Origin of the sequence: Streptomyces sp. WZ.A104, assembly GCF_002382885.1 — a bacterium.
GTDB lineage: Bacteria > Actinomycetota > Actinomycetes > Streptomycetales > Streptomycetaceae > Streptomyces.
Genome location: NZ_NWVL01000007.1, coordinates 55,741 through 78,577, shown reverse-complemented (window position 1 = coordinate 78,577; position 22,837 = coordinate 55,741). Strand labels below are relative to the sequence as shown.

General features: G+C 69.2%; 25 protein-coding genes. 4 read left to right on the top strand and 21 right to left on the bottom strand.

The window, feature by feature from the left end; translation table 11 throughout:
* Positions 1-32: 32 nt before the first annotated feature.
* The 17 genes from CIB93_RS05615 to CIB93_RS05535 all read right to left on the bottom strand — a co-directional run bounded on the left by CIB93_RS05615 (position 33) and on the right by CIB93_RS05535 (position 14,724).
* Positions 33-593, bottom strand: coding sequence for an NUDIX hydrolase (locus tag CIB93_RS05615; protein WP_096624699.1), 561 nt, complete (start codon positions 591-593; stop codon positions 33-35).
* On the bottom strand, positions 590-1,711 hold the full coding sequence (locus CIB93_RS05610) for an adenosylhomocysteinase (protein ID WP_096624697.1): 1,122 nt from the start codon (positions 1,709-1,711) through the stop codon (positions 590-592). Before CIB93_RS05610 ends, CIB93_RS05615 begins: the two co-directional genes overlap by 4 nt.
* 31 nt (positions 1,712-1,742) lie before the next feature.
* The gene (locus CIB93_RS05605) at positions 1,743-2,741 is read right to left on the bottom strand and encodes an NAD(P)-dependent oxidoreductase (RefSeq protein WP_257002040.1); all 999 of its coding nucleotides are present in this window, start codon (positions 2,739-2,741) and stop codon (positions 1,743-1,745) included.
* A 35-nt stretch (positions 2,742-2,776) separates the two neighbouring features.
* The gene (locus CIB93_RS05600) at positions 2,777-3,613 is read right to left on the bottom strand and encodes an aminoglycoside phosphotransferase (RefSeq protein WP_096624693.1); all 837 of its coding nucleotides are present in this window, start codon (positions 3,611-3,613) and stop codon (positions 2,777-2,779) included.
* Positions 3,610-4,266 (bottom strand): histidine phosphatase family protein, encoded by a 657-nt coding sequence (locus CIB93_RS05595; protein WP_096624691.1) that lies wholly within the window; start codon positions 4,264-4,266, stop codon positions 3,610-3,612. Before CIB93_RS05595 ends, CIB93_RS05600 begins: the two co-directional genes overlap by 4 nt.
* Positions 4,263-5,021 carry a phosphotransferase gene (locus CIB93_RS05590; protein ID WP_096624689.1) on the bottom strand — a complete coding sequence of 253 codons (759 nt, stop codon included), beginning with the start codon at positions 5,019-5,021 and terminating at the stop codon, positions 4,263-4,265. Before CIB93_RS05590 ends, CIB93_RS05595 begins: the two co-directional genes overlap by 4 nt.
* On the bottom strand, positions 5,018-5,869 hold the full coding sequence (locus CIB93_RS05585; protein WP_096624687.1) for a class I SAM-dependent methyltransferase: 852 nt from the start codon (positions 5,867-5,869) through the stop codon (positions 5,018-5,020). Before CIB93_RS05585 ends, CIB93_RS05590 begins: the two co-directional genes overlap by 4 nt.
* A gap of 31 nt (positions 5,870-5,900) precedes the next feature.
* Complete coding sequence (locus CIB93_RS05580) at positions 5,901-6,410, bottom strand: topology modulation protein (protein ID WP_096624685.1); 510 nt, start codon at positions 6,408-6,410, stop codon at positions 5,901-5,903.
* A gap of 96 nt (positions 6,411-6,506) precedes the next feature.
* A complete protein-coding gene (locus tag CIB93_RS05575) occupies positions 6,507-7,559 on the bottom strand; it encodes a hypothetical protein (RefSeq protein ID WP_179499986.1) in 1,053 nt (350 codons plus the stop codon).
* Positions 7,556-9,274 carry a carbamoyltransferase C-terminal domain-containing protein gene (locus tag CIB93_RS05570; RefSeq protein WP_096624681.1) on the bottom strand — a complete coding sequence of 573 codons (1,719 nt, stop codon included), beginning with the start codon at positions 9,272-9,274 and terminating at the stop codon, positions 7,556-7,558. Before CIB93_RS05570 ends, CIB93_RS05575 begins: the two co-directional genes overlap by 4 nt.
* Before the next feature lie 8 nt (positions 9,275-9,282).
* Positions 9,283-10,233 (bottom strand): thymidylate synthase, encoded by a 951-nt coding sequence (locus CIB93_RS05565; protein WP_096624679.1) that lies wholly within the window; start codon positions 10,231-10,233, stop codon positions 9,283-9,285.
* A complete protein-coding gene (locus CIB93_RS05560) occupies positions 10,230-12,077 on the bottom strand; it encodes a hypothetical protein (RefSeq protein WP_096624677.1) in 1,848 nt (615 codons plus the stop codon). Before CIB93_RS05560 ends, CIB93_RS05565 begins: the two co-directional genes overlap by 4 nt.
* The gene (locus tag CIB93_RS05555; RefSeq protein WP_257002039.1) at positions 12,074-12,766 is read right to left on the bottom strand and encodes an HAD family hydrolase; all 693 of its coding nucleotides are present in this window, start codon (positions 12,764-12,766) and stop codon (positions 12,074-12,076) included. The genes CIB93_RS05560 and CIB93_RS05555 overlap by 4 nt, the downstream gene beginning before the upstream one ends.
* Positions 12,767-12,797: 31 nt before the next feature.
* Positions 12,798-13,280: a DUF6082 family protein gene (locus CIB93_RS05550; RefSeq protein WP_096624673.1), complete on the bottom strand. Its 483-nt coding sequence runs from the start codon at positions 13,278-13,280 to the stop codon at positions 12,798-12,800.
* Positions 13,281-13,374: 94 nt separating this feature from the next.
* Complete coding sequence (locus tag CIB93_RS05545; protein ID WP_033949325.1) at positions 13,375-13,629, bottom strand: hypothetical protein; 255 nt, start codon at positions 13,627-13,629, stop codon at positions 13,375-13,377.
* A gap of 130 nt (positions 13,630-13,759) precedes the next feature.
* The gene (locus CIB93_RS05540) at positions 13,760-14,191 is read right to left on the bottom strand and encodes a hypothetical protein (RefSeq protein WP_257002038.1); all 432 of its coding nucleotides are present in this window, start codon (positions 14,189-14,191) and stop codon (positions 13,760-13,762) included.
* Positions 14,192-14,325: 134 nt separating this feature from the next.
* Positions 14,326-14,724: an ATP-binding protein gene (locus CIB93_RS05535; RefSeq protein WP_257002052.1), complete on the bottom strand. Its 399-nt coding sequence runs from the start codon at positions 14,722-14,724 to the stop codon at positions 14,326-14,328.
* A gap of 248 nt (positions 14,725-14,972) precedes the next feature.
* On the opposite strand from CIB93_RS05535, the gene CIB93_RS05530 reads away from it, so the two are divergent.
* Positions 14,973-16,220: a helix-turn-helix domain-containing protein gene (locus tag CIB93_RS05530; RefSeq protein WP_096624667.1), complete on the top strand. Its 1,248-nt coding sequence runs from the start codon at positions 14,973-14,975 to the stop codon at positions 16,218-16,220.
* 51 nt (positions 16,221-16,271) lie between these two features.
* Here CIB93_RS05530 and cutA read toward each other — a convergent pair whose 3' ends face one another.
* Both cutA and CIB93_RS05520 read right to left on the bottom strand, forming a co-directional pair.
* A complete protein-coding gene (gene cutA, locus CIB93_RS05525) occupies positions 16,272-16,598 on the bottom strand; it encodes a divalent-cation tolerance protein CutA (RefSeq protein ID WP_004921029.1) in 327 nt (108 codons plus the stop codon).
* A 152-nt stretch (positions 16,599-16,750) separates the two neighbouring features.
* On the bottom strand, positions 16,751-17,038 hold the full coding sequence (locus CIB93_RS05520) for a hypothetical protein (RefSeq protein WP_096624665.1): 288 nt from the start codon (positions 17,036-17,038) through the stop codon (positions 16,751-16,753).
* A gap of 91 nt (positions 17,039-17,129) precedes the next feature.
* On the opposite strand from CIB93_RS05520, the gene CIB93_RS05515 reads away from it, so the two are divergent.
* Positions 17,130-17,789 (top strand): helix-turn-helix domain-containing protein, encoded by a 660-nt coding sequence (locus CIB93_RS05515; RefSeq protein WP_096624663.1) that lies wholly within the window; start codon positions 17,130-17,132, stop codon positions 17,787-17,789.
* On the top strand, positions 17,786-19,402 hold the full coding sequence (locus CIB93_RS05510) for a tyrosine-type recombinase/integrase (RefSeq protein WP_096624661.1): 1,617 nt from the start codon (positions 17,786-17,788) through the stop codon (positions 19,400-19,402). Before CIB93_RS05515 ends, CIB93_RS05510 begins: the two co-directional genes overlap by 4 nt.
* 89 nt (positions 19,403-19,491) lie before the next feature.
* Here the strand turns inward: CIB93_RS05510 and CIB93_RS05505 are convergent, their stop codons facing one another.
* Positions 19,492-19,905: a hypothetical protein gene (locus CIB93_RS05505; protein ID WP_096624659.1), complete on the bottom strand. Its 414-nt coding sequence runs from the start codon at positions 19,903-19,905 to the stop codon at positions 19,492-19,494.
* Between the two features lie 33 nt (positions 19,906-19,938).
* Entirely contained in the window at positions 19,939-20,313 is a 375-nt protein-coding gene (locus tag CIB93_RS05500) for a hypothetical protein (protein WP_143659997.1), read from the bottom strand.
* 1,445 nt (positions 20,314-21,758) lie between these two features.
* Between CIB93_RS05500 and CIB93_RS37735 the strand changes: the two genes are divergently transcribed.
* Complete coding sequence (locus CIB93_RS37735; RefSeq protein WP_179499985.1) at positions 21,759-22,394, top strand: transposase; 636 nt, start codon at positions 21,759-21,761, stop codon at positions 22,392-22,394.
* The last annotated feature ends 443 nt before the right edge of the window (positions 22,395-22,837 follow it).

Sequence of the window (22,837 nt, the reverse complement as noted above, 5' to 3'; positions counted from 1 at the left end):
GCGTCCTCCTGGTGGTCGGGTTCGGGCAGGCTTCAGGTGAGCTGGGCGAGCTTGGCGCGGACGGTGGGTGAGGAAGTGGTCGCGAACGGCCGCCACTGGTAGCCGTCGACCTCCTCCTCCTGCAGCGTCACCGCCTGATCGGTCACGAGTTGGAAGGCCCAGCGGAAGTCCACGTGATGGTGGGCCGGCTCGTTCTTCGACGGGTTCGCGTCGATCGCGTGCACGTCGATGTCGAGGGGGATGTCCTCGTGGCCGACGAGGGGAACCACGGCGCTCGGCGGGATGCCGGCCTCCTCGTGCAGTTCGCGCAGGGCGGCGTCGCGCAGGCGCTGGTCGGACGGTTCGTTGTGCCCGCCGGGCGCCAGAAGTTTCCCGGACGCCTTGTGCAGGATGTGGAGCACGTGCCGTTCACCGTTGATGACGATGGCGCTGCAGGTCACGTGGGCGGGGAAGGTCTTGCGGCTGGTGGGATCGTCCGTGCCCGCGAGTACGTCGAACAGCATCGTCAGCAAGGCGCGCTCGTCCGGGTGGCGGGCGAGGTACGCCTCGGTGACGGTGCGGACATGTCCGGTGGAGGGTGGCAACGAGGTCACCTTTCGAAGTGGCGGAGCCAGGTCCTGGCGATGGTGTCGCGGTCGGCCGCCGGCATCTCGTGCAGTCCGGGCTGGAGCCGCGCGTGGCTGAGTGCGGCGGTGGCGGCGAGTATCTCGGCCTGGACGAGGTGGATGTAGGTGCCGACGGCGGCGCCGTGCACGAAGTTGACGGCACCGCCGTCGGCGAGAACGTAGAAGTAGTGGCCGGTGACCTCGTACCGGGTCAACTGGGTCCCGACGGGCTGACGTTCGTAGAGGTCGTCGAGGCTGCCCAGTTCGAGTTCGTCCTCGGAAGAAGTCACCGATCCGAGGTACGCGCCGTTGCGCAGGGCGGCGAAATCCTCGTGCCGGAGGGCGAGATTGCCGGTGGCACACAGGACGAGATCCGCGTCGTGAACGGCCTCGGTGGTGGAGGCGCTGGTGTGGAAGCCGAGGGCGTGCGCCTGTACCCGCTTGACCGCGTCGTTGTCGTACACGGTGACGCGCAGGTCCTGGGCACGCAGGGTCTGCGCAATCGAGCGACCGATCTTGCCGAAGCCGATGACGCAGGCGCTGCGGCTCGTGAGGATGTCCCCGCGGGCGCGGACGAGGGCGTCGGTAGAGAACACGATGGACCGGCCGACGAGGTGGTCCTCGCAGTCCTTGAGCGGTGAGCGGGCCACGGACAAGACCGGGCACGGGAGCGAGCCGAGGGCGGCGTACCGCTGGTGTCCGTTCTCAGTGTCTTCGACGACGCCGAGGATGCGGCCGGAGAACTTGTCCACGAGGGTGTCGAGGCTGGCTGCGAAATAGCCGCCGATGTCGACCAGGACGACGTCCTGGCCGCCGGCCGTGTCCTCCAGGTAGTGCAGGGCCTGGGTCTCGTCGGTGAACCGCTCGCGGCTCAGGTCGTGGACCGGCAGGGTGCGGCGGACGGTGTCGAGGGTCGGCTGGTGGATCGACCGGGGCTTGGGGAGAACAGCGCCGATCGTGGACACCGCGGTCATCGCGCGCAAGAACGCAGGTCGTTCCTGGAGCAGGTGCGTGATGACCAACGTCGTGATCGCCTGGCCAGCGGGGAACTGCGCGGTGATCCTTCGGAAGAAGGCGTCCAGCCGCGCTCGCTCGGGGGCCTCCATGAGCACTCCTCTCGTGATCCGACTGGTGCGCCTAGGCGGCATGGCTGTAGTCCGGCACCGGGGAGGCCAGCGCCTGCATGTGAGCGCGCAATCCGCTGTGGAGGTCGACGCGCGGCTGCCAGCCGAGGACCTCTCCCGCACGGCCGGGGTCGGCACGCGTGAGGAGGACGTCCCCGTTGCGCACGTGGTCCTGGTGGAGATGGATCTCGCGGCCGGTGAGGCTGTTGGCGATGTTGATCACGTCCAGCAGGGACGCGTTCGAGCCACCGCCGACGTTGATGGTGCCGTGCGCGTTCGGGACGGTGCCGGCGGCGATCGTGGCGGCGACCACGTCGTCGATGTAGGTGAAGTCGCGGCGCTGGTGGCCGTCTCCGTAAAGGCGCAGGGGTTGTCCGGTCAGGGCGGCGTACAGGGCGCGGTGGGTGAACATGTCGGCACGCTGCCGGGGGCCGTAGACGGTGAAGTACCGCAGGGCGACCACGCTGGGGCCGACGGGGCGCTCGGCGTAGGCGAGACAGAGCTGCTCCTCGGCCAGCTTGGTCACGGCGTACGGGGAGGCGGGGTTGGGGCGGTCGGTCTCGCGACTCGCGTCGCCGTCGGTCGGGCCGTAGACGCTGGAGGAGGAGGCTACGACTAGCCGGGATACGCCGATCCGGGTGGAGGCTTCGAGGACGCGGTGGGTGGCCAGCACGTTGGACGCGAGGTAGTCGCCGAACTGCGGTCCCCACGAGGGCCGTACGCCGGGGATGCCGGCGAGGTGGAAGACGGTGTCGGCGTCGATCAGGATCGGGTCGATCGCGCAGTGGAGGAGGTCGGCCGTGACGTGGTGGTATCCCGGGCGACCCCGCAGCGCGGCGAGGTTGGCGGCGGCCGTCGGGTCGGTAGACGGGTCTCGGCGGTCCACGCCGATCACGGTGGTGCCGGCCTGGACGAGGGCGTGGGCGAGGTGGGAGCCGATGAATCCGGCGGAGCCGGTCACCACGGCCCGTCGGGGGGAAGCGTTGGTCGGGGGCTGCTCGTGCTGTGGCACGGAGATCTCCAGAGTGGTGTCGTCTAAGGGGCTGGTCAGGCGAGCCGCGACAGGACGGTTCTGCCGTGCGCGCTGAGCGCGGCGTCGTTCTCCTGGTGGCCCTTGACCAGGGCTGTGGCCGCCTCGATGGCGCCGAAGGACTCCAGGAGGCGTCGTTCGAGGTCGTTGGGTGAGCGTCCGTAGCCGTCGAAGAAGGCGGTGCGGAGGTGGGGGGCGGCCTGCCAGCGGTGGAATTCGAGCCGGGCGAAGTCGCGGACCCTGGCGTCGCGTCGCATGTGCTCGAAGTCGTAGATGCCGAAGGTGTCGCCGAGAAGCCAGTTGCGCGGCTGGTAGTCGAGGTGGCAGATCGCGCTGTCCATGTGGCTGGTGCCCAGGATGACCGCGTGGTGCTTCAACAGGTTCTCCTCGACCGCGTCGAGCAGATCGGCGTGGACGGCCCGGTCGATCCACCCCTGGAACCGCTCGGCGAGTGAGGCGCCGACGGCACCGCCCTGGGGCATGGCCGTGGCTCGGTGCAGCTTGCCCAGCACGTGCCCGGCCTCGTGGTGGGCCAGCTCCTCCTCCGGCGAGCCCGGAGCGAAGGCGTCCGCCCGGTCACCTGCGAGTGCGGTGAGCAGCAGGGTGCGGGTGGCATCATCCCGGCCGACCAACACCGGTGCATGGCCGGTCAGATGGGTGACCCACGCCCCGTAGGCGTGGAGTTCTCCGGCGTACCGGTCTCGCTCCGCGTGCTGCTTCGCGATGTACTGACGCCCGTCACCGGCCACCAGGCGTACGACGCGGGGCGGGAGCGCGGGGTCCGCAGCGATGTCGACTGTGCCGAGGCGGAGGTGCGCCAGTTGTATCCGGGGGTCGCGCGAGGTCGCGATCACGGGGTCGGCTCCGGCGTGAGGAGGCTGAGGTGCTCGGTGTCGTTGTGCCGGTCGAGCATCCAGCGGGTCTGGCCCAGGCGGTTGCGGTGGTGCTGCCAGCGGGTGATCGAGGCGTGGTTGTGGGTGAATCCGGCGGGCGAGCCGATCGGGATGCCGAGCAGCAGGGTGTGTGCGGTGATCACCGTCTCCCCGTGGGCGGCGAAGACGACTCGCTTGCCGTGGTTCTCCTCGATGAGCTGGCTCAGGTTCCTGCTGGCGCGCTTCAGGAACCCGTTCCAGGTGTCGGAGCCGTTGGCCCAGGGCGTGTCGGGGTGGGCGTGCGGCCCGCCGTCGGCGGCCGTCTTCACCGCGTCCCAGGGCTGGCCGTCGGCGTCGCCGTGGACCGGGCCGTCGAGTCGCTCGTCGTGGAGCACAGGGATCTGGAGCGTCTGGGCGATGATCTCGCCGGTCTGGACGAGGCGAATCCGCGGGCCGGTGTAGATGACGTCGAAGGGCTTCTTCAGGTGCTCGGTGGCCAGGCGGCGTGCGGCCTGTTCGGCTTGGGCGTATCCGAGGTCGGTCAGGCCGGAGCAGGTGCGCGGGCCCCCGACCAGGCCGTCGGCGTTGCACTGGGCCTGGCCGTGCCGGACGAAGACGAGTTCGCTGGTGATCATGAGGCTCCTCGGTGCGTGAAACGGAGGGGCAGGCTGTAGTGGTAGCCGTTGCGGCCGGCGTACGGGGCGGTGAGCACGGCGTGCAGGCCCAGGAAGCTGTCGAGCTGGCCCCGGTCCGTCGTGCCCAGCCGGGCGTCGTAGCGTCGGGCTGCCGAGTTGTACGCGAGCAGGGCGGTAGTGACGGCTTGGTCCGTGAGCGGCCCGTAGGTCAGGTGGAGCGTCGCGACGAGCTTGGCGAGGTCGTAGCCCAGCGGGGCGAGGGACAGGTCGTCGGTGTCGACGGCGACGATGTCTTGTGCGGTGATGATGAAGTTCCGTGGGTTGCTGTCCTTGTAGAAGGCGCACGGGCCCTCGGCGGTCGCCTGCAGCAGGCCGAGCATCGCGTGTAGGGCCGTCTTGTTGGGCAGGTAGCCCTGCTCGTGGCGTCGCCGTAGAGCGACCTCCCGGGGACCGAGGTAGTCGTCAAACTGCGTGCCGTCCTCGAAGTGGTGCGGGGTGTCCAGCGACGCGGAGTGCAGGTCGCTGGCCCAGGCGGCACCGTGGGCGTGGCCGAGCAGTTCTGCCATCCGCGGGAGGTCCTCGGGACGTACGGGGCGGCCCTCGATCCGTTCGAACGTTAGGAACCGCGGTCCGGCACTGTGGAGGACCGGCTGCCGCAGCGGCTTGGCGTGCGCGGTGAGCCACCGGTAGTGGCGCACCGCCCCCGCCGCGCGCTCCGGTTCCGCGTAGTGCTTGGTGAACGAGGCGGGGCTCATGCCGGCGTTCCTCCCTCCTTCGGCTGGGCGACGACGAAGGTGATCCGGGACCGGGTGGTCAGCGGCTGGTCGGGAAGGAACTCGTGCAGGGTCGCCGCCAGGGCACCGGGGTTGCCGTACAGGCCGGGCGCCAGTTCGTACTTGGGGTTGGTGGCCAGGTACTGCGCCGCGTGGTCGTGGCCGTCGAAGGTGAAGACGTGCTCCTCGTCCAGGACGGCGATCACGTCGAGCGAGGAGGCGGCCACGTCGGCGAGGTTGCCGCTGTGGGCTGCGGTGTAAAGGCTCTCGTGCTGGGCGGCACGCGGATCGAGGCCAGCGGCGGCGACCAGCTGATCCATCTCCCGGTAGCTGTCGAGGCCCTTGGTGACGAGCACGGCCACACCACCGGGGGCGAGGACCCTGGCGATCTGTCCGACGACGTCCTGGGGGCGCGGCGAGTGGTAGAGGCAGAACGCCGCGACGACGATGTCGCTCGACCCGTCGGGCAGAGGGAGGTCGTGGAAGTCGCCTTCGACGAAGTCCACCGTGCTGTCGGGCAGGTCCTTGGCGCGCTCGCGGGCCTGGGCGAGCAGGGAGGGGGCGGCGTCCAGCCCCACGAGGCGCTCGGGCCGGAGCTGCTCGGCGATGACGCGGCTGCTCGTGCCACGACCGCAGCCGATGTCGAGCACCATGCCGAGCCGGTCGGGCCGGGCGTGATGGGTCTGCACCAGGCTGACGATCGTCTCGGGCACCGGGTGACCGGCGGTCTTGGCGCGCATCAGGGCGCTGGTGCGCCCGGCCAGCCGAGAGGCGTGTCCGTACAGCTCCGACTGTCGGGCGGGGTCCAGGAACGGGTTGGGCTCGTTCATGCCGCACCCCCTGGCCGGGGGCGCGGGCCGGTCAGGACTGCTCGGCGGCGACCTTCCGCAGCCAGCGGCGCGTCTGACGCCGGTTGGCCAGCAGCACTACGTCGGTGCCGGAGCCGAACTCCTCGATCTTCGCCATCACGCGGGGCCGCATCTTGCGCCGGTACGTGGCGACGTACTTGATCACGCCCCAGTGGATGCGGTTGTGCACTCCGTTGCCCTTGTGCCCGGCCCCGTGCCGGATCTGCCGGTAGAAGATCCCGTACAGCGCCGCCACGGTCGACACGTCCATCAGGACCACCGTGTCGCAGGCTTCGAGCCGTACCTGCAGCGTCGAGTTGTAGTTGCCGTCGATCACCCACCGCGGCTGCGCGACCAGCTCGCGCTGGACGTCGGTGAACTTGTCCATCGGCAATGCGTTCCACTCGTCGTCGTAGAACGCGGCGTCCAGGTGTGTCACCGGGGCGTCGAGGATCCTGCCCAGTTCGCGGGCCACGTGGGATTTGCCGCTGCCTCCGCAGCCGACGATGGCGACCTTCTTCATGGTGCTCCAGCGTAGAGAGGTTCGGGTGTCCGGCGAGCCCATCCTCCGGGACGCGCCCGGAGGATCCGCGCGCCGTGGTCGATCGAGCGGTCTGCATCAGGCAACCCCCCGCTCGGTCGCGGTGGCCTGGACGAGGCCGTGCAGGACGGACTCCAGGGTGTTGACCTGCTTGCACAGGCCGAATAGACGCAGCCGGTCCACGCACGCGGCGATCAGGGCGGCGTGCTGCTCGGTGCCGGCGATCTCGCGCAGATAGGAGAGACGTTCGAGCACGTCGCTGCCGGAGCGCACGACCAGCTCCTTCGGGACGAACCGGTCGGCGAAGCGGATGTCCGCCGGGGCCAGCGGCAGGCAGCCGGCGAGCACGGCCTCGAAGATGCGCTGGGTCATCTGCCCGACGGCGGCGTACCGCTCGGGCAACATGAGCACCGTGGCCAGGGACCGGCCGTAGACGCCAGCAGCGTCCTCGAACGGGATCCGGCCCGCGAATCGGACGTGCGGCCAGCGGCTGGTCTTCGTCCACTTCCCGGCGACCAGGTGCTCAACGCGGGCAGCAGCCGGGGCGAAGAAACGGTCGAAGCACTCGTCGCGGTCGTACTGGTTGCCCACGTAGCCGAGCGCGAGATCCCGAGGTCGCGCCGCCAGGGTGAGGGGATCCGCCTGGGCGAGAAGGTCCTCGGCGACGGGGAAGAGCAGCGAGTGCGCTCCGTGGGTTGGCGCGAGCGCGGCCTCGCAGACGCGGGTGTGGGCCGTACGGCGCCACACGCTCTCGGCGCGCAGGGTGCGGTCCTTGTCCCAGATGACGGTGGGCGTACGAGACCGGGCCGTGTAGTGGTTGATGAGCTGGGCCTGCCGGTGTAGGTCGCAGGTGTGCCCCTCACTGCCGCACATGGTGGTGTTGCGGCCGGGGATGGCCCAGCGCCACTCGAGGAACAGGACGTCGAGGCTGGGCAGGCCGTCGTCGAACGTGTACGCACCGCCGAGGTCGTCGTCGGCTTCGAGGCGGTCGCGGTCGGGCTGGAGGAAGACGATTTCGTGACCGCGGGCAAGGAGGGCGTCGATGAAGGGGCGGCGGTGGCTGCGGCCTCCGTCAGGGGTGTCGGTGACGCCGTTGCCGAGGAAGCCCCAGAAGCTGTACCCGATCTTCATTTGGTGATCCACCGCCCTTCGAGAAGCAGGGCGTCGAGGCCGGAGTTGGCCAGGCAGTCCAGGGCCATCTCGGGCGTCCCGCAGATCGGTTTCCCCTTGACGTTGAGGGAGGTGTTGATCAGCACGGGGATGCCGGTTCGGCGGCCGAAGGCGGTCAGCACCGCGTGCATGAACGGGTTCTGCGACCGGGTGACGGTCTGCAGGCGGGAGGTGCCGTTGGCGTGCACGATGGCCGGCACCCGCTCGCGCGTCAGGTCTGTCACCCCGGAGGCCATGGACATGTATGGGGCCGGCTGGCCGAGGGTGAAGAACTCGGCGGCTCGCTCGGCGGGGACCATGGGGGCGAAGGGCCGGAATGGCTCGCGGAACTTCACGGTGGCGTTGAGCCGCTCGACGACGCCGGGCTCCAGCGGGGAGGCGAGGATCGAGCGGTTGCCCAGGGCACGCGGCCCGGCTTCGACCCCTCCCTGGAAGAGTCCGGCGATCACGCCGTGGGCGAGCTGGTCGGCGAGGAACTCGGCGGTCTCGATGCCGAGGGTCTTCTGGTGGAGGCCGGGCCAGGGGGTCAGGTCGAGGGGCTGGTCCTCGTAGGAGGGGCCCAGATAACAGTGGCGGGCGATGCCGGCGACCGGGCGAGGCGTGCGCGCGTCGACGTGGACGGCGAGCGCGGCCCCGATTGCGGTTCCGGCGTCGCCCGGTGCCGGCGGGACGAACACCTCGTCAAAGATGCCAGCTTCGATGATCTTCCCGATGCTCACGCAGTTCGTGGCGACGCCGCCGCCCACGCACAGGCGCCGGGAGCCGGTGAGCACACGGGCGCGGCGGGCCAGGTGAACCATCACCTGCTCGGTCCGCTCCTGAAGGGCAGCCGCCAGGTCTCGGTGGACGTCGGTGAGCGGCTCGCTCGGGTGCCGCTCGGGGCAGGTCTCGGCGACGAACCGCCGGGACGTCCTCGGGTAGCCCGAGGTAAGGGTGCGCGCCGGGAAGTAGCCGGGGTGAATGCGAAAGCCCGTGGCCGTCGTGCGGACGGCCGTGGTGAACAGGTGCCGGAAGCGGGCTGGGTCGCCGAGGGCGGCGAGCGCCATGACGGTGCCTTCCTCGTCGCCCCGCCGCCAGCCCAAGTGCTCGGTGACGGCGCCGTACACGTAGCCGAGGGAGGCCGGGTCGTTGATCGCTTCCAGGGTCTGGACGCGGGGGTGCTGAACGCCATGGCCGTGAGCGATCGTGGTGGTCTGCCGTTCGCCGAGGCTGTCGACGACGAGTACGGCCGCTTCGTCCCAGCCGGAGGCGGCGTAGGCCGTGAGCTGGTGGGCGCGGTGGTGCAGGACCGATGTGACGCGGGCCGAGGGGAACTGGCTGCCGAGGACGCGCAGCCGCCGCCGGGTGCGCAGGGCGACCTTGGCGAACCCGTGGGCGCGAGCCAGGCTGCGGTCGCGCGTGGCCGACGAGAGCGCCGTGCGCAGGGCGACGGGCGACTCGGCGAGGTAGCGGGCGGGCTGGAAGTTGTAAGCGACGGCGTCCACGTCGCTGGCGCTCAGCTTGGCCTGGTCGAGGAGCCAGCCCACGGCGCGGGCCGGGTAGAGCTTGGTGTGTTTCTGCTCGGAGAGGCGTTCCTCCTCGACGAAGCCGACGAGTTCACCGTCGACGAGAAGGGCGGCCGAGGAGTCGTGGGTGTACGAGCACAGGCCGAGGATGACGGAGGAGGTGCGCTTCATGGCGGCGGTCACCTTGCCCCGGCTGTCGCGGCGCGATTGGTCGAGCGCCGCTCCAGCTCTCCGTACCAGGCGGTGAGGGCCTGGCCGAGGGGCCCGTCGATCGTGTCGGCCGCCCGCCACGCCTGCTCGCGCTTGCCGTCCTTCCACAACCGGTAGCTGCGCAGCGTCTCGGCCATCGCATCCCAGCCGGGGTGGCCGGTCACGTCACGGGCCTCGACCTGGTCGAGCAGGCCGTCGAAGCCGTTCCAGGGTGTTCGCAGGTCGGGCATGATCCCGCTCGCCGGGAGCGAGGTGAGCGTGTCGGCCTGTTCGATGTGCTCGTCGTAGATGTGCAGCGAGCCGATGTGCAGGTGAAACTCGCCGAGTTCGGCGTCGAGCCATCCGGCGACCAGCTCGTGCAGCACGGTGTAGAAGAACACGTCGTACGGCATGCCGATCCATACGTCCTGGCCGCGCATCATGGTCGCCATGTGCAGGCGGCCGGCGCGCAGGTGGAACCGGAACCCGAGGGTGCACGGCACGTCCTTGTGCCCTGCGGCGTCCTGGGCCGGGTCGTAGAGCTGGATCAGGGCTCGCCGGGAGTCGGGGTCGGCTTGGAGGATCTCGACGACGCGGGCGAGCTGGTCGACCTTGCCACCCCAGTTCCGCATCCTGGGGCCGTACGCCCCCAGGAGGACGCCTTCGTCGGCGAACTGCCGCAGCCGGTTGTTGTAGTCGAAGATCCACGGGGCGTCGGAGCCGGACAGGTGCCAGACCGTCTCGGCGACGGCGAAGGCCGGATTCACGATGCGGGCGGGCGGGGCGTAGAGCAGGCGGGCACGCGGCTGCGTGAGCAGCAGGTGCACATCGCGGACTTCGTGGGTGGCCATGCCCCGGGGGCTGATCTTCTCGCCGGACTTGGCCAGCGTGACGGCGCCGGAGAACAGCTCGGCGATGCTGTCGGCTGTGAGGGATGTCATCGGACGGATGCTCCTTCGTCCTTGGGCGACGCAGCGGCGCCCGGATGGTGGTGGGTGGAGTCGTCGGCCCTCGGGCCGGAGGTGGCGCGTTCGGTGATGAGCCGGGCGATCCGAGTGGCGCTGTCGCCGCGCCACCGGCAGACCGCGTCCAGGGCCGCCCGCGGGATCGGCGCAGGGCCCGCGCGCAAGCCGGAGAGTGCTTCGGCGACCTCATCGGCGGCTTCGCACCGGGTCGCCAGTCCGTGACTGGTCAGGCCCAGGGTGCGTTCGCCCGGCGGGCCGATTTCGAGGACCGGGATGCCGAGCAGCGCGGCTTCGATCCCGCACGTCGAGTACGCGCTCGCCAGGACGTCCGCGCCGGCGAGGCAGCCTCGGGCTCCGACTCGGGGATCGGCCACCGCGATGGGCGGCCCGGAGCCCCGCTTCACCAGAGCGGTGAAGGCGTCGGCTCCCTGCGCCGGGTGTGGAGCGATGACGAGCCCCCAGTCGCCGTCCGCCTCGGCAAACCCGTCCAGGAGGAGGTCCGCGTGGGACTTGAGGTGATCGGGGTTGAAGGGCTGGCAGGCCCACACCGCGATCCGGGTCGGCGCGCGTCGGCCCCCCGGAGCGAGCAGGTTCTCCAGGTACCGCCGTTGTGTCTGGCGGCTCAGGCTGGTGAGGACGTCGAAGCGGGGCTGCCCGAGGACGTGCACCTCGGCCTCGGGGTGGCGCGCCCACCCTCGGCCCAGGGCAAGGTCCCGCTCGCCCATGACGATGATGTCGCGGCTGTGCAGGGCCGGCCAGGCGACCGATTCCGGCGTCCACGCCCCGTGCTGGACGTGCACCGAGTTCGCTCCGTGCCGCTCGGCGGCGTGCGCGGCCAGCACTCCCAGTGGGCTGGTGTCGTTGCTCAGCAGGACGGTGTGCGGCCGGGTGGTCGACAGGATGTCGTCGAGCCAGCTCTCCGCCCGCACCACCGTCCGCCACGACGGTTGGGTGCAGCCCCCGCTGGTCTCCAAGAGAACGGACAAGAGCCTTACGAGCCGAGCAAGTTGGATGCCGTGGCCTTCCACTTGGACGACGTGCTCGTCGTCGGGGCGGTGGAGGCCCTCGACGGTGCCGGAGGCGGTGAAGAGGTCGCTCGGAGCCGCGCGCAGCTCGAAACCCGTTGCCGGTCCCGCGCTGCATCGCTCGGCGGCGTCAGTGGCGAGATCGAGCAGGAGGCTCCTCTGCCCACCTCGCGCCAGCTCGGCGAGAACGGGGGTCAGCGTGGCGGCATGGCGGGAGGTCCACGACAGCGCCAGAACGTCCTGCCGTCCGAGATCCAAGGGGAGCGGACTCGGCTCCGTGTTCGCCGTACTCGTCCGGGCGCGGTTTCGGAGCTGGGCGGAGCGGGTCGGGTTGTGCGGTGCCGCAGCACCGAGCACGTACGCGACGCCGGACCATGTCACGGTGTAGGCCAGGTACTCCCGCGAGCTGCTCGAACGCAGTCCCACGAGACCTTCGTAGGGGGCCAGGATCAGAGGCCCTGGGGCGGAGGCGAACGGTGCCCAGGAGTTCAGGGCCAGGAGCTTGCGCACGATCTCGGCGACGAAGCGTCGCACGGGGACGTGCTGAACGTGGAGCCAGTCGGCTCCGCCCGGGGTGGCGGCCCACTTGGCGCTGTAGCGGTCGACGGCCTCCATGACGTCTTCGACGCCGGAGCGCAGTAACTGCTTGTCGACGGCCGTCGCATCAAGCTCCGTCGTGTGGATGTGGTCGGTTCGCGCGTGCGCCAGGGCGCCGGTTCCGACGAGAGTCCACGTCGGCTTCCCGACGTTGGAGGAGCGGACCAGGCCGAGGCCGCCAGTGGTGCGGGGGCTCACACCTTGCTCCCCTCGACGAGCTGCTTGGCGGGGAGGAGGCTCAGCAGTTCCCTGGGGGACGAGACCGTCCCCGGGGCGGGAGCCGTCGGCTGCCCGTAGCCCCACCCAGCGTGCACATAAGGGACGCCGGCGCGTGCGGCCGACTCCTGGTCGACCGCCATGTCACCCACGTAGACGGCGGAGGCGGGGTCGACTCCCAGGTCGACCAGCGCCAGGAGGAGCGGGTCCGGGGCCGGCTTCGTCCGGCCCGCGCCGGCGGGCGTGCGGATGGTCGCGAAGGGACACCCGAGGCGCGCGAGGAGCGGGGCCGCCCGGTCGACGTGCTTGGACGTCACGACGCCCAGCCGCCAGTCGGCGGCCACGAAGGCGTGGAGCGTCTCGACGATGCCGGCGAACTCCTCCGCGAGGTGCGCGGTGGCCACGGACTCCGCCTCGTACGTCCTGCGGACCGCCTCGGCATCGGTCACGCCCAGGCGCTCCATGATGTCCCCGAACTCGCGACCCAGGTGGCGCTCGTAGTCACGGAACGGGAGCGCGATGCCATGGACCTCCTGGACCCTCTGCCACGCCCTCCGCATCACGGGACGCGTGTCGAGGAGGACCCCGTCGAGGTCGAGGAGAAGAGCGCGCGACCCGTAGTCGCTCGGCGCGGCCGGGGCGGGTGGCGATCCGCAAGCGGGAACGGTCATGATCATCCTCTCGTCAGGGTGTCGTCGTGCCTCAGAGGGCCGAAGCCGGGGCAAGTTCCAACTCGGGGTACTGGGACGGACCGCCGGCCTCCTCGAACGCCGCGTCGAGCAGCGCGACGTGCAAGCGGTCCCATCGCCCTCGGGACTGCAGAGCACGCCCGTGGCGGGTCAAGGCCCACGCCTTGAGGGCCGTCGGGTCCTGCATGAAGTTCCGCGCGTTCTGCCGCAGGATGGCGGGGGTGAACACCCTGAGATTGAGGCCGGTGCGCCAGAACTCAAGCCACCACTGGCACATCAGGAGCGGACCCGATTCGTCGTCCTTGACGTGGTCGGGGTGGTTGCGCACCCAGATCGGGTCCAAGTCCGGGTGTGTGGTGGCGACTTCGAGCATGCGGCCGTGGGCCTGGTGCACTGCCAACTCCAGGGACTGGCGGTGATGCTGGCGACGCTGGGCGATGTGCACCGCGGACGCGAGGGCGATGGTGGTGGCCAGAGCGAGTACGGGACGGTTCATCTGCGACCTTTACTCGGGGATGGATGGGGCGGTGCGGCAACCGGCGGCGGCATCCGGGGCAGTGGTCGTCGCCGTCGTGCTCGCTTGAGGAGAGTCAGGCCGCGTCCGGCGGGCCCTCAGCCGACGGCGAGGTCAATCCGTCCGGCACGGCCGGCAGGCGCGCGAGCCGGTGAAAGCGCGAGAGGTCGAAGCCACGCCCCTGAACCTCACCAGCGGGCACGGCGAAGAGGTCGATCCCCTCTTCGCTGGGTGCCGAAGGGGCGGCCTCCCTGATGGCGAGGAGCGCTTCGCCCTGCTCGCGGTGCGGGAGGAGGCGCGGCGCACGATCGATGTGTCCCTCGAAAGTCATGGTCAGCCCTCGGTCAGGTGTATTTGAAGGTGAAGACGAGCACGACGCTCACGGCGACGATCAGGGCGATCTGGGCGCTGATCTGCCGCCAGCCCCAGCCCTTCCTGTCCATCCAGAGCAGCGGACGCCTTCAAGTCGGCGCGACGGGCTCCTCGGAGATCACGAGGTGGAGAAACGCCCGGCAGTGCTCGCACAGGTGTTTGATCACGGCGTGGTACTCGTCGTCATCGGAGCTGATGCTGTGCCGGTCGAGGACGAGCACGCCGTCGGCCAAGCCCTCTCGGAGCTGTCGCTCGGCTTCCCGCCATCCAGGCCGATCCCAAGGCGGCGTGTAGACGCCCTGGCTCGCACTGGATGCCGGGAGGTATGTCGTGGTCACCGGGACCGCCACATCGTGGAGCCGGGCGGTGATCGCGTAACCGAGCTGGTCGGCCTCAGCCTGTAGCGTCCCCCAGTCCTCGTCAGGTCGGGCCCTCGGACTCGGTACCAGGCTGTACGCCAGCACGCGCAGCGGCTGATCGGCCTGCGCGCCGACGGCCTGACGGTAGAAGTGCTGGCGCAAGCCACGGAGTTGGCCCGCTCGGGACTGACGCTTCACCTGGGCAGAGGTGCGAGGCCAGCTCGGGTGGTCACGGCCAGCGGTCGGCGCCCCACCGCCCGTGTGCTTCCCTCGCCCCCGATCAAAGGCGACGAGGCTCAACACGTCGGCTCCGTGCTTGACTGCGTTTTGCGGCGACATGGGGGTGCCTCCGGGAGAGTGGGGATGACCGCGTACGTCGTCCGGCCGCCGTCCGCGACGCCCCACCGAAGCGACAAGCAGGCGACGAGGTGCAGCCCTCGACCGCCGAGGCCGGCGGCACTCGCACGTCGCCGCCTCGCCGGTGCCGTGCTGTCGTCGGTGACTCGGATTCGAAGCTCGTGCTCGTCGTGTCGCAGTCGCAGTCGGACGTCCCCGGAACCGTGAATGATCGCGTTGGACACCAACTCCGAGACGACGAGCCGGGCGTCCTCTGCCGGCGTCTCCGGCAACGACCAGTGCTTCAACAGGGCCGTCGTTCGTCGCGCTTGAGCGACGTGCACATCTACCGGCTCCATGGCCATCTCGAAGACGTGAGAGGCCAGCGGACACCGAGCGGTCGAGGCGCCGACGGCGTGGGCGCCACCGTCGTCGCCCCGAGGTCGGGGCGGCGTTGCTGTCCGGTGCGTGGTCATGAGCACATCGCACCGTGGCTGCGCGATCCGGGACAGGGGAAACCGGAGGGGGGAAATCTTTGTCAAGGGGGGAAAACCAGGGGGGAGTTGAGGGGAGTATTGGCTTTCTCCCACGGATAGGGGTCAGACTCATGGCGGTGGATCCATTTGCCGAGTTGCTCCGTCACCTGCGGCGTAACGCGAATCGGACGCAGGACGAGCAGGCCGGTGCGATCAACGCCGCCTCCGGCCGGGCAACGGTGACCCGCCGGGAGGTGAACCGGTACGAGAACGGTGCGAACGTTCCGACGGACCACACCCTGGGGAACATCGCTTTGGCCTGTGGCGTCCCGCTGGAGCCGCTGCTGCGCGAGGCGAAGGCCGCCCGCGCCAGGCGGCGAGAGAAGAACAAGGCCGAGGCGGAGGACCTGGACGACGTGAAACGCCGAACGCTGCTGGGAGGCGCAGTCGTCGGTGCGGCTGCGGCTGCCGAGCCCTGGGGCCGACTGGCCTACGCACTCAGCAAGGGTTCCAAGATCGACCCTGAGTCCGCGGCGGTGCTTATTGATCATGCGGCCACGTTGCACGTGGACGAGCTGAACGAGAGTGCGCTCAGTCTGCAGTCCCGCGTCGAGGCGCACTTGGACGCGATCACCGCAGCCCTTCCCCGCGCCGGAGCCCACGAGCGAGCCCTGACCATCGCGGCCGGGGAGACTGCCGCTCTTGCTGGGTGGATCGCCTGGGACCTCGGCCAGCAGGACAAGGCCACTTCCTATTACGGAGTGACCTCGGAGTGCGCGAAAAGGGCCGGACACCCTCCGCTGCGCGCTCTCGCTCTGGGATACGCGAGCTACGGTGCCCCCAGCCCGGCGAAGGCGCTGGAGATGCTTTCGCAGGCAGCTCAGGACGTACGCGGACGTGGCAACGCAACCGCCGCAGCGTGGGCTCTGGGCCGGTACGCGGAGGAAGCCGCCCAGTCAGGCGATGACGCTGGCGCCCTTCGTGCTCTCGATCAGGCCAAGTTCGCTTATGACTTCGCCGACCATACGAGCGAGCAGGCGTGGGTCCGCTTCGTGACGCCATACCGCATGGACTCGTTGACCCTCTCGGTCTATGGCGAACTCGCGCGTCAGGAGCTGACCGCCACGGCCGACTCCGCAGTCGAGCGCCTCGGCGGCGAACTACCCGAGTCCGGCGTGGTCGTCCTGGGTGACCTGGCGTCCGCCCTTCTGCGCGGCGGCGACATAGATCGCGGAGCCTACGTAGCGCACCAGTTCGCCGCAGCGGCGGAGTCGAAGCCCAACACCATGGGCCGGCAGCGGGCTCAGGCCATCGCTGCCGGGCTCCCCGACACTGAGCATGACCTGGCCAGCCACCTGCTGACGTTCGCGACGCTGTGAAGCGTCGAAGCGCACAGGCTCAGCGAGAGCAAGGCGCTGTAGTGGAGACCTCTACCCCGGGCGCGTCTCGTCGACGACCCAGGACAGGTACGCCTCCGACCCTCCGGTGACAGGCAGCGTGACCCACTGGGGCACGTCGTACGGGTGCCTCTCGTGCAGCCATGCCTCTAGCGCGGGGAGCCGATCCGACGACGTCATGTAGGAGATCCGCCACTCCTGAGCCGCCTCGACCTTCCCCTGCCACCAGTAGAAGGCGGTGATGGGCGCATCGATGTGGACGCCCGCCGCCAGTTTGCTCTCAACAGCGCCTCTGGCGAGGGTCTTCGCCTGCTCCTCGTCGTCACTCGTCGTCTGCGCGATCACGATCTCGGGGTCCATGCGGCTACCTCTCCAGCTCGGGTACCGCGACCCTACCCAGAGGGCTGACGCAGTCGACAAGCGCTGGTCGCCCGGATCCGGGCCGAACGTACCCGTCGGACTTCGGCCCACTGGACCGCGCAGCTCGCCTCCGAGGGGTGCGCGGAACTCCCCTACGCGGCGAGGTCGTGCCGCTCGCTGCCATCGGGCTCTCGACTGCCGCCGGGCTGCTGTCGCTCAAGGCCCAGCAACTTCAGCAGGTCGGCCGTGACCACTCGGTAGGCGTTCCCTAGGCGCAGCACCCTGACCGGGTACTCCCCCTGCTTGGCGAGCCCATACCCGGTGGACCGTCCGATCATCAGCGCCTTGTTCGAGGTGTCGAGATCGATCACCGCCGGAAGAGCGAGCAGCTCGTCGCTCGTCAGTCCTCGCCCCACTCCTGCCGTCTTAGGTGCTGCCATGACGCCCTCCAGACGCTCACGCGTGCCGTTGTGACGCGAAAGATGTATCACGGAGTTGCGGCAGCGCCTTTTCGCTTCTTAGGGTGTCACCATGACACCTGATCAATGGTCGACAGCGTTCACCGGTCGGATCGCTCAGCGCCTACGAGACTCGCGCCGGGCCGCCGGCCTCACGATGGCCGAGGTCGCGCAGGAGTGCGCGGCTCGCGGCATGCCGGAAATCACCGAGCACTCGATCAAGAACCTGGAGTCCGGACGCAAGACGAGCGTCAGCGTGGCGGACGTCGTCATGCTTGCCGACGTACTGGACGTCCCGCCGGTCACCCTGTTGTTCCCGCTCGGTTCTTCGGCGGCGGTCGAGGTTCTGCCGGGCCGCGAGCTGTCCACCTGGGACGCGGTCGCGTGGTTCACCGGTGAGACACCTCTGGATGATGCGGCCCCCGAGGGCTCGCCCCGGGACGTGCTCGACAGCTTCCGACACCATGGCGACCTCGTTGCCGCGTCGATGTCCTCGTACGACTTGGCGCAGGAGCGGCGACGAGTAGCCAGCACCACTCTGGACCGCAGTCGCCGAGCCACGCTTCTTGAGCGGGCCGAGGGATACGAGGCGCACGCCTTCGAGGACGCCCAAGAGCTGCGCGCGTACCGAGAGCGGATGCGTCAGCGCGGCCTCACCCCTCCGGCCCTTCCAGACCGACTCGCCTTTGTCGACGAGCCCGACATACACCCCGAGGCCGAGGAGCGTGAATGAAGAAGGGCACCATCACGCGACGGTGCCGGTGCACTGACCCCGAGACCGGCAAGGACCTCGGGGCGTCGTGCCCGAAGCTCCAGTCGCGACGGCACGGGACCTTCGGGGTGTTCCAGGAGCTGGACCCCGCCCAGGACGGCCGACGACGGCGGTTCCGTCGTGGTGGCTTCGAGACCTCCACCAAAGCCCAGGAGGAGCTGGGCAAGGTCCGCGCCCTCATGGCGATTCCCGAAGAGGACGACGCGTGGGGCAGGACGCAGATCAGCGACCTGCTGGAGGACTGCGTCAAGGAGAAGACCCCTCTGCCGGACTACGACGAGACCCGTCGCCGGTTCCAGACGGGTCAGTCGCTCAACTCGAAGACCACCGTCGGGGAGTGGCTCGACACCTGGCTGGCCGGGCGTAAACGTCTGCGCCGTGGCGGTGCGTCGCGCTACGAATGCGACATCCGCGTCCACCTCAAGCCGCACCTCGGGCACCTTCGCCTCGACAAGCTCCGAGTCCACCACATCGACAAGATGTTCGACGCCATCAACGAGCGGAACATCGAGATCCAGGAGCAGAACGCCCAGCGACGCGCGGTCGCCGACGAGCTGAAGGCCACCCCGAACAAGGGAGCCGAGAACCGGGCGCGCCGGAAGTGGTTCCGCGCACAGCTCGACGCGATGCCGCCGTTCCGTCGAGTCACCGGGCTGAACACCCAGCCTCACATCCGCGACACGCTCCGGGCCGCGCTCAACGTCGCCATCGCTCAGCAGGTCATGCCTGCCTTCAACCCGGCCGCTCACGTCGAGCTGCTGCCCGGTACCAAGCCGAAGGCCCTCGTCTGGACCGAGGAGCGCATCGCTCGTTGGCAGGAGACCGGTAAGCGGCCGTCGCCGGTCATGGTCTGGACCCCGGAGCAGACCGCCGTCTTCCTCGACTTCGTCGCGGGAGACCGGCTGTACTTGCTCTGGAGACTCATTGCGTTTCGCGGTACTCGGCGAGGAGAGGCGTGCGGTGTCCGCTGGGAGGACTACTCCGCGAAGCACTGCTCGCTGGCCATCGCCACGCAGCTCGTCCAAGACGGCTGGGAGGTCCACGAGGGTGCGCCCAAGACCGACAGCGGCCTCCGACTGATCGCCCTGGACGGCGAGACTAACGAGGGCCTCCTCACGCACAAGGCGCGCCAGCAGACCGAGCGCGAGGCATGGGGTGAGGGCTGGCAGAACACCGGTCGGATCTTCACCCAGGAGGACGGCTCTCTCCTCCACCCGGGCAAGGTCAGCGATCTGTTCGAGCGCCTCGTGGAGGCGGCTGGCCTTCCGCCGATCCGCCTTCATGACCTCCGGCACGTCGCTGCGACGCTGATGCTCGCGGCGGGCGTCGACATCAAGGTCGTCTCGGAGACCCTCGGCCATTCGGACACGCGGATCACGCGGGACATCTACCAGTCGGTCCTCGACGACCTGGCGCGTGACGCTGCCGAGAAGGTCGTGCAGCTCGTCCCTCATGCGCGTAAGGCGCTGGCGGCTGTTCCGGACGTCGTGCCGCAGGTAGACCCCGCGTCTCGCCTGCCGAGGATGGCGCCGCCACGTAAGGACGACGCGACCCAGCAGAATCGTTCCGCCTGACGGTGGACGGAGAAGGAGCCCCGGTCAGAGGGAAGCTGACCAGGGCTCCGGCTTGTGCGCGAAGCCGCTTTACGGCCTCGCTGGGCTGCTCAGAGAGGGTCATCCACGACCGTCAACAGCGCTGCGGCGATGGCGATCAGCGCTTTCGCCTCGTCCCGGCTGTAACTGAACGCCGACGTCACCGCGTCCTTGTGAACCGCTGCGCTCGTCTGGTCCTCGACGGCGAGACGGATCCAAGCCCAGCGTTCGTCTTGCGTGCGCTGCAACCTGTCCTTACCGCCGGGCCACTTCCAGCCGCTGTGGTCCTTGATCCATTCAAGCGCGCGACGGGCCTCCAGGATCGCGCCTTCGATGTCGTCGTCCAGGAGTCGGCGCTGGGCTGCGCGCAGGAACCGGGCGGGCGTCGCGCGGGGGTCGTCCTCCAACGGGAACGGGACCTGCATCTCGAACGCGACCGCGGGGCCGAGGGCGGAGACCTGTTCGATCCAGCGGCTCTTTGCCACGCTGAAGTGCAGGACCTCCGTCGTGCTACCGGGTTAGCCGGGGGCCTGCGGAAGCGTGCCGGTGACCTCCAGTTCCATTCGGAGGTCGCCGTCGCGAGCCTCGTTGATGGCGTGGAGTTGGGCTGAGGTGAGGAGGAACTTGAGGACGGGCCGCTCGACTCCGGTCTCCGGCGTGAACGCGAGCACTTCCGTGCCCCGTCCGACGAGCGTCCGCTGGTAGGGGTTCGCGATCCCGTACAGGTCGGTCTGGAGAGCCAGGAACCTGCCGGCCTTCGTCGCACTGGGTGCCTTCACATCCAGCCCGACCTGCAGACAGATCGTGCCCATGCCCCGAAGGAGCTGGACGCTCTCCTCCCGGACGCCGAGGACGAATTCGCCGGCCTCCGCGTCGAAGCGCATCACGTTCACGACCGCCCCCTCCACCGTGATCTTCCGACCGACCGATTCTCTACTAGGCGGCGCGGTGACGACGTCGGTTTATAGGAACCCCCCAAGAGCACTCACGACGGATTACGGCCCGTGGACCGCAGATGCGCTCTTGAAGTCGCCTCCCCGTTGCCGGTCGGCCGGCCCCCGCCTGTCCACCGCTTTGCACGCCCGCTGCACGCCTGTCCACCGGTTGTCCACCGGTGGCGATCATGGTGCCCCGAACGGGACACATCACCGCCGAGAATAGATCAAGAAAAGCACAAAGGCCCAGGTCAGAGGCTATCTGTCCTGGGCCTTTACTGAGCCGCCTTCGGGATTCGAACCCGAGACCTACGCATTACGAGACCGCGAGCGATCATGTTGCGTGGTGCCTGACCGTGCTACTGAGTGACGTCCTGCCTGATCAGCGCAGGTGCGGCTGATTGGTCTGTGCTCGCTCGTATCACGTCGTCCAAAGGCGTCCGGCCACCGACTGGCCACCGAGAGGCGCGCCGATGACGGCAACAAGGAGCGCCACGCGAGTTGTAGAGCTTCCACAATGCCTCGTACGGCCAGGGATCCGTCCTCCAGTCCGCCCGGGACGGTTCACGGTGACGCGGGGGACCGCCAGGTCAGTGGCTGTGGCCGTCTTCGTTCCCGGATTCCGCAGCGTCGCCCCCTGTTGCCGTCGAGGTGTTCGCCTTCGGGGATTCTGCGGGGAAGGACGCGCCGCCCGGCCGGTCTTCCTCTTGTGGCGCGTGCTCTTCGGGCTCCGGTTCAGAGCCGCCGCCGTGGCTGTGGCCGCCTGCGCCAGGTTGTTCGGACAGGGCAGACGCCAGTTGGCGCAGCCCCACGAAGCTGACAAGCACGACCACGAGGACGGAGAGGCCAGCCAGGCCGGGGACTGTCAAACGAGCGGCTCTGTCTCACATCCGGTGGTGACGGACGGTAGTGATGGCGATGGATGGACCCTGTATCACGGAGTCGCAGGTCCGGACGTTGCAGCGATCGTTGACGGAATCGGCCGGCCTGCGCGGCAGCAGCCGATGCGAGCCCGACGTACCGGGGCTGGCATCCCGCTGCAGCACCGTCCGATCCAAAGACATCAAGGCCAGAACGCCAACCGCACTCTCTGCAACGAAACTCACCGTCCGTTACCACCGGATGTGAGACAGAGCCGAACGTTTTATAGGTGGGCGAGATTGGCTGCGCTGATCACCTCGGGTACGGGAAAATGGGGTCGGACGTCCCGGTCAGCCGATGGGCCTGCGATGCTGGCAAGCTCGTTTTACAGGATGGCGATGGGGGCCGACCAGGGGACCACGGATTGTTGCCAGGGCGGTATTTGTCTGCCGCCTGGAGCACGCGTGTCAGATTCCGCCACTTCCTTGGCCCCTCCGGGACGCCCGCCGCACACGGATGTATCGGGCGGGAGGGAGAACAGGATGGCCCGGCTCCAGGATTCCAAGGACGAGGTAATCCATCTACGGTCCGCCGGCGTGGACCTCGGCAAACGGTTCCTGCTTGCATGCGTACGGACGCCGAGTACGAAACGGGCCGGCAGCTGGTCCCTGGAGACCGAACGGTTCGGTACCACGACGGCTGAAGTCCGGCGCTTGCTGGCCTGGCTGCTGGAGCGGCGGGTCGAGGTGGTGGTGATGGAGGCGACCTCGGACTACTGGCGTCCGGTCTACTACCTGCTGCAGCCGCATCTGAATCTGATGCTGGTCAACCCAGCCCACCTCAAAGGGATTCGGGGCCGCAAGACCGATCCCAGCGACGCGGCCCGATCCGCCCGGAGAGCCCCAGGCCCATACCGGGATCGTTGTGGGCCGTCGCGGACACGCGTCTTCGCCCTCAGCCCCGGGAACGACATGGCGGTGCGCCCACAAGCCTTCGCTGACGTGCGAAGTGCCGGTCCGCACCCGCTCATGCACTCCACGAACCGTGCGCAGCACGGCAAGCCCAGGCCGACCGCGTCCGGCGACCGTCTCCACCACCCGGTCCTCGAGTGTGCGGGGGATGGCGGGGCATGGACCCGGCATCGCCGCGACGATCAGAAGCCCGGAGCGGTCATCTGATCGCTGATGGCAATCACCCCTTCGGGCGTCCGAGCGGGGCACTGCCGCGACGAACGACAGGCATGACCGATCTCACAGCACCGCAACAATGCGCACACCCTTGGCTCTCTCGAAGTTTCAGGGCGCAACATCACGCAATCACGTAGCGATGGCTCTGCGCGACGGATCGCGCTCAGACCGTCAGCAGTCACCTGACCACTTGGAGGACCAATGGCGCTTCATTTGCTGTGCAAGGACCCGGAGAGCCCGAACAATGGCAGTCCGACCTTGTACTATGACGACGTCTCCGACAGTTACCTGCTCCAGTCCTGGAAGGTGGTCGACGCAGCCAGGCTGGCGTCCATCACAGTCCCCGACCACGAGACCGTCGTCGAGTTCCCCAAGAGGCTCCTGCCACTCTTCCCCAAGCCGGGGACGGAGTCGCACGTCCACGCAATCCCAAG

What these genes read in the sequence shown, in the direction of transcription:
- CIB93_RS05550 (WP_096624673.1), bottom strand. Translation starts at nt 13,280, where the DNA reads ATGAACCGTCCCGTACTCGCTCTGGCCACCACCATCGCCCTCGCGTCC.
- CIB93_RS05590 (WP_096624689.1), bottom strand. Translation starts at nt 5,021, where the DNA reads ATGAGCCCCGCCTCGTTCACCAAGCACTACGCGGAACCGGAGCGCGCG.
- CIB93_RS05555 (WP_257002039.1), bottom strand. Translation starts at nt 12,766, where the DNA reads ATGACCGTTCCCGCTTGCGGATCGCCACCCGCCCCGGCCGCGCCGAGC.
- CIB93_RS05580 (WP_096624685.1), bottom strand. Translation starts at nt 6,410, where the DNA reads ATGAAGAAGGTCGCCATCGTCGGCTGCGGAGGCAGCGGCAAATCCCAC.
- CIB93_RS05530 (WP_096624667.1), top strand. Translation starts at nt 14,973, where the DNA reads ATGGCGGTGGATCCATTTGCCGAGTTGCTCCGTCACCTGCGGCGTAAC.
- CIB93_RS05575 (WP_179499986.1), bottom strand. Translation starts at nt 7,559, where the DNA reads ATGAAGATCGGGTACAGCTTCTGGGGCTTCCTCGGCAACGGCGTCACC.
- CIB93_RS05510 (WP_096624661.1), top strand. Translation starts at nt 17,786, where the DNA reads ATGAAGAAGGGCACCATCACGCGACGGTGCCGGTGCACTGACCCCGAG.
- CIB93_RS05545 (WP_033949325.1), bottom strand. Translation starts at nt 13,629, where the DNA reads ATGACTTTCGAGGGACACATCGATCGTGCGCCGCGCCTCCTCCCGCAC.
- cutA (WP_004921029.1), bottom strand. Translation starts at nt 16,598, where the DNA reads ATGGACCCCGAGATCGTGATCGCGCAGACGACGAGTGACGACGAGGAG.
- CIB93_RS05520 (WP_096624665.1), bottom strand. Translation starts at nt 17,038, where the DNA reads ATGGCAGCACCTAAGACGGCAGGAGTGGGGCGAGGACTGACGAGCGAC.
- CIB93_RS05610 (WP_096624697.1), bottom strand. Translation starts at nt 1,711, where the DNA reads ATGGAGGCCCCCGAGCGAGCGCGGCTGGACGCCTTCTTCCGAAGGATC.
- CIB93_RS05595 (WP_096624691.1), bottom strand. Translation starts at nt 4,266, where the DNA reads ATGATCACCAGCGAACTCGTCTTCGTCCGGCACGGCCAGGCCCAGTGC.
- CIB93_RS37735 (WP_179499985.1), top strand. Translation starts at nt 21,759, where the DNA reads ATGGCCCGGCTCCAGGATTCCAAGGACGAGGTAATCCATCTACGGTCC.
- CIB93_RS05565 (WP_096624679.1), bottom strand. Translation starts at nt 10,233, where the DNA reads ATGACATCCCTCACAGCCGACAGCATCGCCGAGCTGTTCTCCGGCGCC.
- CIB93_RS05535 (WP_257002052.1), bottom strand. Translation starts at nt 14,724, where the DNA reads ATGGAGCCGGTAGATGTGCACGTCGCTCAAGCGCGACGAACGACGGCC.
- CIB93_RS05585 (WP_096624687.1), bottom strand. Translation starts at nt 5,869, where the DNA reads ATGAACGAGCCCAACCCGTTCCTGGACCCCGCCCGACAGTCGGAGCTG.
- CIB93_RS05515 (WP_096624663.1), top strand. Translation starts at nt 17,130, where the DNA reads ATGACACCTGATCAATGGTCGACAGCGTTCACCGGTCGGATCGCTCAG.
- CIB93_RS05570 (WP_096624681.1), bottom strand. Translation starts at nt 9,274, where the DNA reads ATGAAGCGCACCTCCTCCGTCATCCTCGGCCTGTGCTCGTACACCCAC.